At 66.7% G+C, this 13788-nt stretch carries 13 protein-coding genes; 3 read left to right on the forward strand and 10 right to left on the reverse strand.

The genetic code is table 11. The annotated features are described in order from the left end of the window. The first annotated feature begins 129 nt into the window (after positions 1-129). The gene (locus RS027_RS03490; protein WP_311954233.1) at positions 130-1029 is read left to right on the forward strand and encodes a prenyltransferase; all 900 of its coding nucleotides are present in this window, start codon (positions 130-132) and stop codon (positions 1027-1029) included. Here RS027_RS03490 and bioA read toward each other — a convergent pair. Genes bioA through bioB form a run of 6 tightly spaced genes read right to left on the reverse strand, consistent with a single transcriptional unit; the run spans position 1026 to position 6818 of the window. Continuing rightward, positions 1026-2327 (reverse strand): adenosylmethionine--8-amino-7-oxononanoate transaminase, encoded by a 1302-nt coding sequence (bioA, locus tag RS027_RS03495; RefSeq protein WP_311954237.1) that lies wholly within the window; start codon positions 2325-2327, stop codon positions 1026-1028. The two genes, RS027_RS03490 and bioA, sit on opposite strands and share 4 nt — an antisense overlap. Then, entirely contained in the window at positions 2324-3031 is a 708-nt protein-coding gene (gene bioD, locus RS027_RS03500) for a dethiobiotin synthase (RefSeq protein WP_311954240.1), read from the reverse strand. The genes bioA and bioD overlap by 4 nt, the downstream gene beginning before the upstream one ends. Further along, positions 3028-3825 carry a methyltransferase domain-containing protein gene (locus RS027_RS03505; RefSeq protein ID WP_311954243.1) on the reverse strand — a complete coding sequence of 266 codons (798 nt, stop codon included), beginning with the start codon at positions 3823-3825 and terminating at the stop codon, positions 3028-3030. The genes bioD and RS027_RS03505 overlap by 4 nt, the downstream gene beginning before the upstream one ends. Further along, entirely contained in the window at positions 3822-4595 is a 774-nt protein-coding gene (locus tag RS027_RS03510) for an alpha/beta fold hydrolase (RefSeq protein WP_311954246.1), read from the reverse strand. Before RS027_RS03510 ends, RS027_RS03505 begins: the two co-directional genes overlap by 4 nt. Further along, a complete protein-coding gene (gene bioF, locus RS027_RS03515; RefSeq protein WP_311954249.1) occupies positions 4592-5764 on the reverse strand; it encodes an 8-amino-7-oxononanoate synthase in 1173 nt (390 codons plus the stop codon). Before bioF ends, RS027_RS03510 begins: the two co-directional genes overlap by 4 nt. Continuing rightward, the gene (bioB, locus tag RS027_RS03520) at positions 5757-6818 is read right to left on the reverse strand and encodes a biotin synthase BioB (protein ID WP_311954251.1); all 1062 of its coding nucleotides are present in this window, start codon (positions 6816-6818) and stop codon (positions 5757-5759) included. The genes bioF and bioB overlap by 8 nt, the downstream gene beginning before the upstream one ends. 193 nt (positions 6819-7011) lie before the next feature. Here bioB and RS027_RS03525 point away from each other — a divergent pair, with 193 nt between their 5' ends. Further along, positions 7012-7755, forward strand: a complete 744-nt coding sequence (locus RS027_RS03525; RefSeq protein ID WP_311954255.1) for a tRNA-uridine aminocarboxypropyltransferase — start codon at positions 7012-7014, stop codon at positions 7753-7755. Then, on the forward strand, positions 7742-8695 hold the full coding sequence (locus tag RS027_RS03530; protein WP_311954358.1) for a bile acid:sodium symporter family protein: 954 nt from the start codon (positions 7742-7744) through the stop codon (positions 8693-8695). Before RS027_RS03525 ends, RS027_RS03530 begins: the two co-directional genes overlap by 14 nt. A gap of 24 nt (positions 8696-8719) precedes the next feature. Here RS027_RS03530 and RS027_RS03535 read toward each other — a convergent pair whose 3' ends face one another. The 4 genes from RS027_RS03535 to trkA all read right to left on the reverse strand — a co-directional run bounded on the left by RS027_RS03535 (position 8720) and on the right by trkA (position 13774). Then, positions 8720-9610 (reverse strand): DMT family transporter, encoded by an 891-nt coding sequence (locus tag RS027_RS03535; protein ID WP_311954259.1) that lies wholly within the window; start codon positions 9608-9610, stop codon positions 8720-8722. Positions 9611-9615: 5 nt separating this feature from the next. Continuing rightward, complete coding sequence (locus RS027_RS03540; protein ID WP_311954262.1) at positions 9616-10851, reverse strand: TraB/GumN family protein; 1236 nt, start codon at positions 10849-10851, stop codon at positions 9616-9618. 37 nt (positions 10852-10888) lie between these two features. Beyond that, positions 10889-12337, reverse strand: coding sequence for a TrkH family potassium uptake protein (locus RS027_RS03545; protein ID WP_311954265.1), 1449 nt, complete (start codon positions 12335-12337; stop codon positions 10889-10891). Between the two features lie 63 nt (positions 12338-12400). Continuing rightward, positions 12401-13774 (reverse strand): Trk system potassium transporter TrkA, encoded by a 1374-nt coding sequence (gene trkA, locus RS027_RS03550; RefSeq protein WP_311954267.1) that lies wholly within the window; start codon positions 13772-13774, stop codon positions 12401-12403. Positions 13775-13788: the final 14 nt, after the last annotated feature.

Here is a 13788-nt window from a genome sequence, read left to right on the forward strand (position 1 = left end):
GCGTCGTAACACGGCGTATTCCCGACGTTAAAAGCGGTTGGGCGTTGTTTATTGGGATATCCTGCCACGCCGATTCCGCCCTGGGCGGATTGAATACCGTTTTATCGCGGCCGCAACCGGAGAGAGTCCATGCAAAACATTGCCGCCATCTGGCAGGCGTCGCGCCCCAGCTTTCTTGTGTTGGCCCCGCTGTGCGTGCTGCTGGGAGTGGTCGTGGCGGTGGCCCAGGGAGCGGCCCCCGCCGGGCAGAAGATAGCGCTGGTGATGCTGGGCGGTCTGCTGGGGCACGCCGCCGTCAACTGGCTCAACGAGTACGACGACTATCGTTCGGGGCTTGACTTCACCACCGCGCGCACGCCGTTTTCCGGGGGCAGCGGGACCCTGCCGGCAATGCCGTCAGCGGCCGTTTGGGTGCTTGCGGCCGGCGCGCTCAGCCTGCTGGGGGTGGTGCTGATCGGCGTCTATTTTATCTGGCTGCGCGGGGCGGCGCTGCTTTACCCGGGGGTGCTGGGTATTGCGCTGGTGGTGGCGTATACCCGCTGGCTGACGCGCTCGCCGGCGCTGTGCCTGCTGGCGCCGGGGCTGGGCTTTGGCCCGGTCATGGTCGTCGGTACCGTGCTGGCGCTGGGCGGGCATCTCGACGCCACCGCTGCCTGCGTGGCGCTGGTGGCCTGGCTTTTGACCAGCGAGCTTTTGCTGGTCAACCAGTTTCCCGATGTCGAAGCCGACGAGGATCACGGGCGGCGCCACTTGCCGATTCTGCTGGGGCGGCGGCGGGCCTCGCGCTGGGTCACGGCCATGCTGCTGGCAAGCTATGCGGTGGTGGCGCTGGGGCTGCTGCTGGGGTGGCTGCCGTGGCCCACAGCCGTCGCGCTGCTGCCGCTGCCGGTCGCCGTGTGGCTGGGGCACGGGATCAGCGCCGACTGCGACGCGCCGTCCCGGCTGCCGTTCTGGATGGGCATCAACGTGGCCACGCTGCTGGGCACGCTGGCGCTGCTGAACCTGGGGATCGTGCTCGGCTTTGTCTAGCCGGCCGGTCGATCGCGGTGCGCCAAAAACCAGGCTTTCATCACGTCGGTAATGGTCGTCATTTGCGCTTCGGTGGTGATGTAGGCGGGCATGGTGTAGAGGTAGCGGTTAAAGGCCCGCAGCCACACGCCGCGCGCTCGAGCGAAGTCGCGCAGGCCGTCGAGATCCGCCGCGTCGTGGACCTCGATCACCGCCGCCGCGCCCAGCACGCGCACGTCCGCTACCGCGGGATTCGCGGCAAGCTCGGCGTCTTCGCAAAGCTCCCGGGTTAGCACCGCGCTTAGCCGGGCGATCTTCTCCAGATAGTTCTCCTCCTCAAACACCGCCAGGCTCTCCAACGCCACCCGGCAGGCCAGCGGGTTGCCCATGAAGGTCGGCCCGTGCATCAAGGCGTGGATGTCGCTTTCGCCTCTGAAGGCGTCGTGTACGCGGTCGGTGGCCAGGGTCGCGGCGTGGCCGAGATAGCCGCCGGTGAGCCCCTTGGACAGCACCATGATGTCCGGCGTCACCTCGGCGTGGTCGGCGGCGAACAGCTTGCCGGTGCGGCCAAAGCCGGTGGCTACCTCGTCAAACACCAGCAGCACGTTGAACTCGTCGCACAATTTGCGCGCGCCGCGCAGGTAGTGCGGCGAGGTCATGTTGAGCCCGCCGGCGGCCTGCAACAAAGGCTCCATCAGCAGCGCGGCGATCTCGTGATGGTGGGATTCCAGCACTTCGCGCAGCGCGGCCAGGTCGCTCTCGACGCCTTCGGGCGCGGCGTCAAAGGGGGCCGTGGGCGCGGGAGCAAAATGGTGCTGGGGCAGCAGCGGGCTGAACAGCTTGTGCATGCCGTTGTCCGGATCGCACACCGCCATGCAGCCGCTGGTATCGCCGTGGTAGCCGCGCTTGAGCGCGAGCATGCGGGTTTTTTGCGGGCTGCCGGTGAGGATGTGGTACTGCAGCGCCATTTTCATCGCCACTTCCATGCCCACCGAGCCGCTGTCGATGAAAAATACGTGGTGGAGCCCCGCGGGCGTGACGCGCACCAGCGCTCGAGCGAGCCGTTCGGCGGGATCGTGGGTCAGCCCCGCGAGCATCACGTGGCTTAGCGTCTCGGCCTGCTCGGCGATGGCGCGGGTTAGCCGCGGGTGGCGGTAGCCGTGGATCATGCACCACCAGGAGCAGCAGGCGTCCAGCAGCCACTCGCCGCCCTCAAGCTCAAAATAGACGCCGTCGCCGCCGACTACCTTGGGTGGCGTAGCGGCCTGATCGGTGGAATGGCTCAGGCGTTGGTAGGGGTGCCAAACGGGGGAGGTCATGCGGGCTCCTGTGCGGTCAGACAAGAAAGGCTGAGATAGTGAGAGGCCGCCTCGGCGCCGGGGGCGTCAAGGTGGGGAATCACGCCGAGACACGGCGCGCCGAGCCGGTCTTCCAGCAGCTCAAGGTTGGCGCTAAAGCGCGGCGTGTCGGCGGCAAAATCGGCTTCCAATACGCTGCCCGCCCAGCCGGCAAGGGTCAGACCGTCGGCGGCGATGGCTTCCGCCGTGAGCCGCGCGTGGTTAATACAGCCAAGGGTTAGCCCCACGGTGAGAATCACCGGAAGATCCAGCCGCGCGGCCAGGTCGGCGAAGTCTTCGGCCTCGTTGAGCGGCACCCGCCAGCCGCCGGCGCCTTCGATCAGGCACAAGTCCCGCGGGTGGCGCTCAAGGGTGCTGTGTAGGCCGTTGGCCAAACCGCCGGCGCTGAGCGTGCAGCCGGCCTCATCCGCCGCCAGATGCGGGGCAATAGCCGGCGCAAAGGCGTGGGGGTTGACGGTGTCATAGCTCACCGCCGGCACGCTTTGCGCCTGCAGCGCCAGCGCGTCGGCGTTGCGCAGGCCGCTCGGGGTGGCGTCGCTGCCCGAGGCCACGGGCTTGAGCCCCAGCGTGCTCAAACCCTGTTGCCGAGCGGCGCACAGCAGCGCGCTGGTGACCAGAGTTTTGCCCGCGTCGGTGTTGGTGCCGGTAACAAAGTAGGCGTTCACGGGCGCTCCAAGGTAAGCGTTAAGCAGCGGTAGCTGACGGGCAGACCTTCGGGCGTGCGCCGCTGCTCCATGCGTTGGGTGGCCGCCTTGAGATCCCGACGGGTTAGTCCCTTGCTTTGCGGGCGGGCGATTTGCGCGCCCACGCCCTTGATCGAGGCCATCACCGCGGCCATGTCCGGGTAGTAAAAGCGCTCAAGGTGGGTGCGCTCGCGGGTCAGCCTGAGCCCTGCGGCATCGGCGGCACAACGGTGGTCGGCCCGGCTTGTATAGTCGAGTAATGCGCCGGGGCGATTGAAGGCCGCGCCGATTTCTTCAAGCGTGCCGGCCAGCAGGGTAGTGAATACCGCACGCCCGCCGGGGGCGAGCACCCGGGCGAACTCGGCCATGACCGCGTCAATGTCCCGGCACCACTGCAGCGCGAGGTTGGAAAAAATCAGCTCGACGCTCTGGTCGCCTGCCGGCAGGGCCTCGGCGCCGCCTTCGCGAAAGCGTACCCGCCCGCCGCGCTTGCGCGCCTGGGCGAGCATGCCCGGGGCGATGTCCACGCCGGTCACGGTTGCCGCTGGGTAGCGCTCGGCCAGCCTTCGCGTCCAGCCGCCGGTGGCACAGCCCACGTCCACCACGCTTTGAGCCGTGCCCGGCAGGCGCTGCCACAGCCCCTCGCCGATGCGGCGCTGGGCGCTGGCGCGTTCATCATAGAGCTCGGCCGCGCGGGAAAACGCCCGGGCCACGCGCGCCTGCCAGTCGCCGCTGGGTGCGTTGGTGGTATTGTCCAATAAGGCAAGGGTGCTCATGAGGCCTCCCCAGGCTGGGTCATTTCAGCCGCGATGCGGCACAGCGCGTCCACTAATGCCGCGGGCTGGGAAACCATCGGGCAGTGGCCGGCTTGAGCCATTTGCTCGCCTGCCGTCGTCTCACCAGCGGGCGGCTGATTTAGGAAGGGGTCGTTTTCCCCGGCAAGCGTGGCCACGGGGCAGGGCAGCGTTTGCAGCCGTTCGCGGTTATCCAACGTTTCCAGAAAGCCAAGCCCCGCGGCAAGGGTGGGGGTATCCGCCGGCGGGGTTTTGCCTAAAAGCGCGTGCAATCGTTTTAGGGCGGTGCGGGGCTCGGGCTCGCCGCTGCTTTGCCAGCGCAGAAAGTGCCGCCAGGCGGCGCTGGGGCTGCGCTGAAAGGCGGAGGTAAACTCGGCAAGGGCTTGGGGGGTAACGCCGTTAGGCGAGCAGAACTGTGCGCCGGCGCCGAGCAGAATAATGCCCTGGGGCGGCGGCAGGTGGTCGGTCATGGCCACGGCCAAAAGCCCGCCCAGCGACCAGCCCACCCACACGCTGTTTTGTGGAAGGCTCGCGGCCATGGCGCTGGCCGTGGCGGCAATATCGGCGCTGGCAGAAAGATCGGCCGTGGTAGAAAGTTCGGCCGGGTCGGCAAGGGCAGGGTGGCTTTCGTATCCCGGCCAGTTGGGGGCAGCGACGCCCACGCCTTCTGGCCAGTGGGGCTGCAAAGGCTGCCAGACGCGGGCGTCCACGCCCCAGCCGTGGAGTAGGGTAAGCGTTAAGCCTTGGCTCATGGGGCGTCCTCCCGCCGGCAGCGCCCAAGGCCGTCAAGCAGCCGCTTGATATCGGCCCCGGTGTGCCGCGCGCTTAAGGTTATGCGCAGCCGCGCCTGGCCCTTTGGCACCGTGGGCGGGCGAATCGCGCCGACCGCTAAACCGGCGGCTTCAAGTTCGGCGGCCCAGCGCAGGGTGCGCGCTTCATCGCCCAGCATCAGCGGCTGAATGGGCGTGATGGAGTCGGCCAGCGGCAGGTTCAGGCGCGCGGCTTCGCGGCGGAAGAGCGCGACGTTGGCCTCAAGGCGCGCCCGACGCTCGGGCTCGCCGCGCACGATATTCAGCGCCTCAAGGGTGGCGGCGGTGACGGCGGGCGGCTGGGCGGTGGTGTACACGTAGCTGCGGGCGAACTGGGTAATATGCTCGATCAGCCCGGCGTCGCCGGCGACAAAGGCCCCGCCGGTGCCCAGCGCCTTGCCGAAGGTGCCCACCAGTAGCGGCACCTCAGCCGCACCCATACCTTCGGTGCAGCCGCCGCCGGACTCCCCCAGCACGCCGACGCCGTGGGCATCGTCGACCATCAGCAAGGCTGAGTGACGCTTGGCGGTGGCGGCCAGCTCGGCCACGTTGGCGATATCGCCGTCCATGCTGAACACGCCGTCGCTGATGACGAGCTTGCGTGCGGCACCGCTGCGCGACAGCAGCCGCTCAAGATCTTTGCCGTCGCGGTGGTGAAAGCGCCGCGAGCGCGCGCCGGCAAGGGCCGCGCCGTCGATCAAGGAGGCGTGGTTGAGCCGATCCTGAAAAATCGCCGTGTCGCGGTCGGCCAGCGCTTGAATCACGCCGAGGTTGGCCATGTAGCCGGTGGAGAATAAAAGCGCCCGCTCGCGCCCCAGCCACTCGGCCAGCTTGCGCTCAAGGGTTTCGTGTACGGCCAAATGCCCGCTGACCAGGTGCGAGGCCCCCGCGCCCGCGCCAAAGCGGCGGGCTCCCTCGGCGGTGGCTTCGCGCACTCTCGGTTCAAGCGCAAGGCCGAGGTAGTCGTTGCCGGCAAAGTCCAGCGCGGCATCCAGCATCACCCGGCGGGTGCGCCAGCGGTTGGCCTGCTGGCGCTGGTGTCGGGCGTTTGCGAGGTGCTCATGCCACGGCTGCGGGGCACTAGCGGGGCGTTCTGCGACTGGCTCAGGCACTGGCGTCCACCGCTAGCGCGTTGGCTTTGGCCAGGTGCAGCTGCCGGGCCAGCTGGGCGGCCTCGGCGTCGTCTGCGCCGGCGTGGACGGCGTCGCGGGTTTCCGGGTGCAGGCCGAGCTTGTGAAACAGCGCGCGGTCGCGGTCGGCCTGAGGGTTGTCGGTGGTCAGCAGCTTGTCGCCGTAAAAGATCGAGTTGGCCCCGGCCATAAACGCCAGCGCCTGGGTCGATTCGCTCATGTTCTCGCGCCCGGCAGACAGCCGCACGTGGCTTTGCGGCATCATGATCCGTGCCACGGCAATGGCGCGGACGAACTCCAGCGGGTCGAGGTCTTCGACGTTTTCCAGCGGCGTGCCCGGCACCTTGACCAGCATGTTGATGGGCACGGACTCCGGGTGCGGGTTAAGGCTTGCCAGCTGCTGAAGCAAAGCGCTTCTGTCGCGATGGCTTTCGCCCATGCCCAGAATGCCGCCGGTGCAGACCTTCATCCCCGCGCTGCGCACGTGGTCGAGGGTTTCCAGCCGCTTGCCGAAGGTGCGGGTGGTGATGATCTCGCCGTAGTATTCCGGCGAGGTGTCGAGGTTGTGGTTGTAGTAGTCGAGCCCCGCCGCGGCGAGCTTTTCGGCCTGCTTGTCGCTGACGCTACCCAGCGTCATACAGGTCTCAAGCCCCAGCGCCTTGACCTGGCGGACCATTTCTTCCACCGCCGGCATATCGCGCTCGCGCGGGCTTTTCCACGCTGCCCCCATGCAGAAACGGCTGGCGCCGGCCGCCTTGGCCGCCCGTGCCTGGGTCACGACCTTGTCCACCTCCATCAGCTTTTCCTTCCCCAGCCCGGTGTTGTAGTGGCCGGACTGGGGGCAGTACTTGCAGTCTTCCGGGCAGGCGCCGGTCTTGATCGACAGCAGCGTGGAAATTTGCACCGCGTTGGGCTCGAAGTGGGCGCGGTGAGTTTGCTGGGCGCGCAGCAGCAGATCGTTAAACGGCAGGGCGAACAGCGCGCTGATCTCGTCAATCGACCAGTCATGGCGCTGCCGGGAGGCGGTTGCGGGCATGAGTAAACCTTTTTCGTATTTAAAGTTGACGGAACTTTAGCGATGCGCCGTATTCCGTGTCAACCCGAAAAAATAAAATGGTTTACATAGCGAGCCATGGATACGGCTGATGCGAACAGGCCGCGTGCTAATAGCGTCGTCACGCTGGGGCGGCTGCTTTATACTGCGAGTCTTTTGCCGACTCGGAGGCCGTATGAATACGCCCGACGCCACCTTTACCCGGGGCGAATTCAAGGCGCGGGGCAGCTTCGTGGTGCGCTGCGAGGGCTGCAACCTGCCGGCGCTCAACTGCCTCTGCCCCTACCGGGTGAGCGCCCCAAGCCGTGCTCGGGTGTGGCTTTTAACCCACCGCATGGAGCATTACAAACCCACCAACACCGGCCGGCTGATCGGCGACGTGTTGGAAGATACCCGGGTGTTTACCTGGCATCGTACCGAGCCCGACGCCGAGCTTTTGGCGCTTTTGCAAGACGAGCGCTACGCGCCCTTTGTGGTATTTCCCGACGATCAGCCCGACTACGATAATGACCGGATGGTGGATAATCGTGCGGTCGGCAAGGCGCAGAGAGAGGGCCGCGTGCCGGTGTATCTCCTGCTCGACGGCACCTGGCGCCAGGCCCGGCGGATCTTTCGCAAAAGCCCCTATCTGGACGCCTTGCCGGTGCTGCCGCTGCGCACCGCGCGGCAAAGCCGCTACCGGCTGCGCAAATCCGCCCTGGCCGAGCATTTAAGCACCGCCGAAGTCGCCGCGGAGCTGTTGCGCCAGAACGGCGATAGTGAGGCCGCCAGCGCCCTCGACGACTACTTCGAGGCGTTTAACGAAAGCTACGCCGCCAGCCGCGGCCACCGCAAAATCGACGCGCCCAGCCCCGCCATGCAGCGGCTGCTGGCGAGGCAAACCCGAGTAGAGGATGACAGCAATAATGCAGTATTTTGAGCGCTTTAACCGGCTTTTCCCCGTCTGGGCGGTGCTCTTGGCCGCCGTTGCGGCCGTAGTGCCGGACTGGTTTACGGGCATGTCGGGGCAGATCCAGCTGCTGCTGACGGTGATCATGTTTTCCATGGGGCTGACGCTTTCCGGGTGCGACTTTGCCCGGGTGGTGAAATCCCCCGCGCCGATTCTGGTGGGCGTGGCGCTGCAGTTTCTGATCATGCCGCTGGCGGCGCTTTTAATCTCGCTTTTGCTTTCGCTCTCGCCCGAGCTGACCCTGGGCATGGTGCTGGTGGGCGCCACGGCCGGCGGCACCTCGTCCAACGTCATGGCCTGGCTTGCCGGCGGGCGCGTGGCACTATCGGTATCGATGACCATGGTGTCAACGCTGGTTTCGGTGGTTGCTACGCCGCTGTTGACGCTGCTATTGATCGGGCACAGCGTCGACGTGCCGACCCTGGGGATGCTGGCGAGCATCGCCCAGCTGGTCGTGATACCGGTGGCGGCCGGGGTGGTGGTGCACCACTTTCTGGGGGCGCGTATCCGGGCGGTAGAGCCGGGCCTTGCGACGCTTGCCATGCTTTCCATCGTGCTGATTATCGCCATTGTGGTGGCGCTGAACGCCGACCGCTTGCTAACGCTGGGGCCGACGGTGGCGCTGGCGGTGGTGCTGCACAACGGCGTGGGGCTTGCCGGCGGCTACGGCATGGCCAAGGCGGCGCACTTTGACGAACGCACCGCGCGCACCATTGCCTTTGAGGTTGGACTGCAAAATTCGGGGCTGGCGGTCAGCCTGGCGAGCCAGTTCTTTACCGCTGGGGCGGCGCTGCCGGGGGCCATTTTCTCGGTGTGGCACAACGTCTCGGGTTCGGTGCTCGCCGGCTGGTGGAAGCGTCGCCCGGTGCCTAAAGCAGAGGAGCCGGGCGCCGGCGCGCCGGGGGAGTGAGCAAAGCCAGCGCCGAGCAGTGCTTTACGCCGGGCTGCGGCGCAGCGCCGAGACGATCCGGCGCCAGCGGCTGATCAGCAGGGCGGCAAAAATCAGCCCGCAGCCGCCAAGCTGCAGCGCAGTCATGGTCTCGCCGAACCACAGGGCGGAAAACAGCGCCGTCCACACCGCTTCCAGCATCAGGATGACCGAGGCATGGCTTGGCGTGGTCAGGCTTTGCCCCTTGATCTGGAGGAAAAACCGCAGCGCGGTGGCGGGGATGGCGCTAGCCAGAAACCAGCCCAGAACGGCCGGCGTCAGCTGGTAGCTCCCGTGCTCCAGGAGCAGAGACGTCGGGGTGAGAACCACGCCAACCACCAGCAGCTGCAGGGCGGTGAGCGGCAGCGCCGGCAGGTGGCGCACCACGCGGATGTTGGCGTTGATCAACAGGGCAAAGCACGCTGCCGAGCACAGCATGAACAGCTGGCCCGCCTCGAGCCGGAAGCCGGCGTTGAGCGACAGCAGCGAAAAACCCAGGAGGGCCACCGGCAGCGCGACCCAGGTGGGGCGCGGCGGCTTCTCGCCGAACAGCAGCAGGGCGACCACGGGCACCATGAGGATGCCCAAACTGTTGATAAAGGCGCTTTCGCCCAGGTGGCTCGAGTGCGCAAGCCCGAGCACCCAGAAGCCAATGGCGGCGCTGAACAGAAGCCCCACCAGCAGCCCGCGATAAAGCGCGGAGCGGGACAGCTGCCGCAGCCCCGACCAGGCCATGCCGGCCAGCAGGAGGCCCGCCAGTAAAAAGCGCGTGCCGATAAAGCCCACCGGCGGCATCCCGGCCAGCGCTTCCTTGGAAAAAATCCAGCCGGCGGCGGCAATCATGGTGACGAGCAGCAGCAGGGCATCGGCCTGCCATAGCGTGCGGGGGCGTTGCATCAGCGTTATCCGAACAGCGCGCCGGCGATGCGGAAGCCGGCGATCCAGGTGCCGGCGGCGGAGCCCAGGGTCGCGAGCAGAAACACCAGCAGGGTGCGCGAGACCCGGTTTTGCCACCAGCCCTTGAGCCGGGTGACGTCGTGGCGCAGGGTGGCGAAGTCGCGCACCTTGGGCCGGCGCATATAGAGCTCCACCCCGGCGGCAACGAAGCCCGCGCCGATGGTGGGGTTGAGCGAGGTGAGCGGCGCGGCGAAGAACGTCGCCACCACGGTCACCGGGTGGGCAAGGGCGGCAACGGTGGCGCCGGCAGAAAGCACGCCGTTGATCAAAAACCACTCGCTGACCAGCTGCCAGCCAAGCTCGGTATTGCGCGAAAAGCCCAGCGCAAAGCCGGCAATCACCAGCGCCGAGATCACCCAGGGCAGCGCTTTCCAGAGCTTCGACGGCGGCGGAGTGGCCTCCAGGGTTTCGCGCTCTTCCGCCGGGCTTTCCGGCAGCGGCGCCGAGAGGTGCTCTTCGGTGCCCTGGAGGTGGCCGGCGCCCAGCACCACCAGCACGTTAGCGTAGCGCCCGGGCGGGGCGGTTTCGGCCAGGCGCAGGGCCATGTAGCGGTCGCGCTCGCGGATCAGCGGCGTGTAGAGCGCCTCGGACTCGGCGGCGAACTCGCTGAAGGTGGCCTCGAGCACGTCGCTTTCCTTGAGCTTTTCGATCTCTTCGCCGGAAATTTTCTGGCGCGACAGCACGCTGCCGAGAAGCCCCGACAGCAGGCCGAAACGCTGCCACCAGGGCACGCTGTGATACACCCGCTTGAGTGTGGTGCCCACGTCGCGGTCGATCAGCAGCAGCGGCAGCCGGGTGCGCTCGGCCTGCTCCACGGCGGCGCGCATTTCCGCGCCGGGCTGAATGCCCGACTGGTCGGCAATGCGCTGCTGGAAGGCGCCCAGCGCCAGGCTTGCCGCCACCATGCCGGCCTTGCCCTGCTTGAATACCTGGAAGAGATCCTGCTCGCCCATGGCGTCGGGCTGGGTCAGGCTCTGGTGGCGGGCGGCGCACAGCTCGATGGCCACGGCGTCGAAGGCCCCGGTGGCAAGCAGCGCCTCGACGTCGTCGGCGCTTTCCCGGGAGACGTGGGCGGTGCCCAGCAGCGTGTAGTGCGTGTTGCCCACGGTGACGGTGTGCAGCGGCCCGCTGGTCGCGGGCAGCGCCTCTGGCGCGGGTGACAGAACGTGATCTTCGCTCATGCAGGAGGTCTCAATCGTCGACAAATGAACGACGCCGCTAGCGGCGCCAGAAAGCGGGGGTAAACAAAACCAGGACGGTAAAGATTTCCAGGCGGCCAAGGAGCATGGCCAGCACCAGCACCCACTTGGCAAAGCCGGGCAGGTTGCCGTAGTGGGTGCTGGCCTCGCCCAGCGCCGGGCCCAGGTTGTTGAGCGCCGAGCCCACGGCGGACCAGGCGGTAATCTGGTCGACTCCGGTGGCCATGACGCCCACCATCATCAGAAAAAACAGCATCACATAGACCGAGAAAAATCCCCATACCGCCTGGGCCACGCTGTCGGGAACGCTGACCTTGCCCACCTTCACCGCAATCACCGCGTTGGGGTGAATCAGCCGCATGATTTCGCGCATGCCCTGCTTCAGGATCAAGATGATGCGGATGACCTTCATCCCCCCGGCGGTGGAGCCGGAGCAGCCGCCGACAAAGGCCGCCACGAACAGTAGAAACGGCAGCGCCCCGGGCCAGGTGGAGAAGTCCGCCACGGAAAAGCCGGTGGTGGTGGCAACCGATACCACCTCAAACAGCGCGTGGCGCATCCCCAGGGGGCTTTGGTAGGTCTGGGTCAGCCACAGGGTGAACACCGTGATGCTGACCAGCCCCAGCAGGAACAGCATCAAAAACCGCGCTTCGGGATCCTGAAAATAGTGCAGCAGGCGCTTTTCCCGCCAGGCAATAAAGTGCAGGCTGAAGCTGAACGCCGAAATCAGCATGAAGCCGGCGCAGATCAGCTCCACGGCGGCGCTGTCGAAAAAGCCGATGCTGGCATCGTGGGTGGAGAACCCGCCGATGGCCACGGTAGAAAAGCTGTGCCCCAGGGCGTCGAACCAGCCCATGCCCGCGGCCATGTAGGCCAGCATGCAGGCCACGGTCAGGGTGGCGTAAATGTACCACAGCGCCTTGGCGGTCTCGGTGATGCGCGGGGTGAGCTTGGAGTCCTTCAGCGGGCCGGGTATTTCGGTGCGATAAAGCGCCATCCCGCCCACGCCAAGGGTCGGCAGAATGGCGACGGCGAGCACCACGATGCCCATGCCGCCCAGCCACTGCAGCTGCTGGCGGTAGTAGCGGACGGACTCGGGCAGAAAGTCGATCCCGGTGATCACCGTGGCGCCGGTGGTAGTGAGCCCGGAAAACGACTCGAATACCGCATCGGTAAACGACAGCGCCCCTTCGCCGAACAGCATCAGCGGCAGCGAGCCGAAAAGCGCGAGCACCGCCCAGAACATGGCCGCGATCAGAAAGCCGTCGCGGATGCGCAGCTCCTTGCGCGCGCGGCGGTTGGGCAGGTACAGCACCAGGCCGGTGAACACGGTGATCGCGATCCCCAGGCTGAAGGCATTCCACACGCCGTCGCGAAACCACAGCGAGATCAGCATCGGCGGCAGCATGGTAAGGCTGAACAGCATCAGCAACAGCCCCAGAATACGCAGAATCACCCGCAGGCTCATGGTCGGCGCGGCTCCTTGTGATCGCGGTGGCGCAGCACGTGTGGCATGGCAGAAAACGGCATGTCAGAAAAAGGTCAGCCCGACCTGGAACAGGCGCTCGACGTCGCGGATGCGGCGCTTGTCGATGACGAACAGGATGACGTGATCGCCTGACTCTATCACGACGTCGCGCCGGGCAATCATCACTTTGCGGCGGCGCACCACCGCGCCGATGGTGGTGCCTTCGGGCAGGTCGATCTCGCCGATGCTGCGGCCCACCACCCGGGACGACTGCTTGTCGCCGTGGGCGATGGCCTCGATGGCCTCGGCCGCTCCCCGACGCAGGGAGTGGACGTTGACGATGTCGCCCCGGCGTACGTGGGTGAGCAGGCTGCCGATGGTGGCCTGCTGGGGCGAGATGGCGATGTCGATTTCGCCGCCCTGAACCAGATCGACGTAGGCGGCGTTGTTGATCAGGGTGAGCACCTTCTTGGCGCCCAGGCGCTTGGCCAGAAGCGACGACATGATGTTGACCTCGTCGTCGTTGGTCAGCGCGCAGAAGATATCGCAGTCTTCGATGTTTTCTTCTTCCAGCAGGCGCTTGCTAGTGGCGCCGCCGTGAAGCACCACGGTGCGGTCCAGGCGCTCGGAGAGCTGGGTGCAGCGCTTGAGGTTATGCTCGATGATCTTGACCTGGTGGTTGTGCTCGAGATGTTCGGCCAGACGCTCGCCGATGTTGCCGCCGCCGGCGATGACGATACGGCGGAAAGTACGCTCGAGGCGGCGCAGCTCGCTCATCACCGCGCGGATATCCCGCCGGGCAGCGAGAAAGAAAACCTCGTCGTCGGCCTCGATGACGGTGTCGCCCCGGGGGATGATCGGCCGGTTGCGCCGGTAGATGGCGGCCACCCGGGTATCGACGTTGGGCATGTGGCGGCGCAAAAAGCCCAGGTTCTGGCCCACCAGCGGGCCGCCGTAGAAGGCCTTGACCGCCACCAGCTGGACCAGCCCGCCGGCAAACTCGAGCACCTGAAGCGCCCCGGGATGCTCGATCAGCCGGCGGACGTGGTCGGTGACCACCTGCTCGGGGCTGATCAGCACGTCGATGGGAATGGCCTCGTGGGCAAAAAGCCCCTTGCGCGTGAGGTACGCCGTGGTGCGCACCCGGGCGATCTTCGTCGGGGTGCGAAACAGGGTGTGCGCCACCTGGCAGGCGATCATGTTGATTTCGTCGGTGTTGGTCACCGCGATCAGCATGTCGGCGTCCTCGCAGCCGGCCTCGCGCAGCGTGTTGGGGTAGGAGCCGGGGCCGACCACGGTGCGGATGTCGAGCCGGGTATGCAGCCCGCGCAGGCGCTCGCCGTCGGTGTCCACCACGGTGATGTCGTTTTCTTCGCGGGCCAGGTGTTCCGCCAGGGTGCCGCCGACCTGGCCGGCCCCGAGAATGATGATCTTCATCGCGTCTCAGCGTC

It is taken from the genome of Halomonas garicola (genome assembly GCF_031935715.1).
GTDB classification, from domain to species: Bacteria; Pseudomonadota; Gammaproteobacteria; order Pseudomonadales; family Halomonadaceae; genus Vreelandella; species Vreelandella garicola.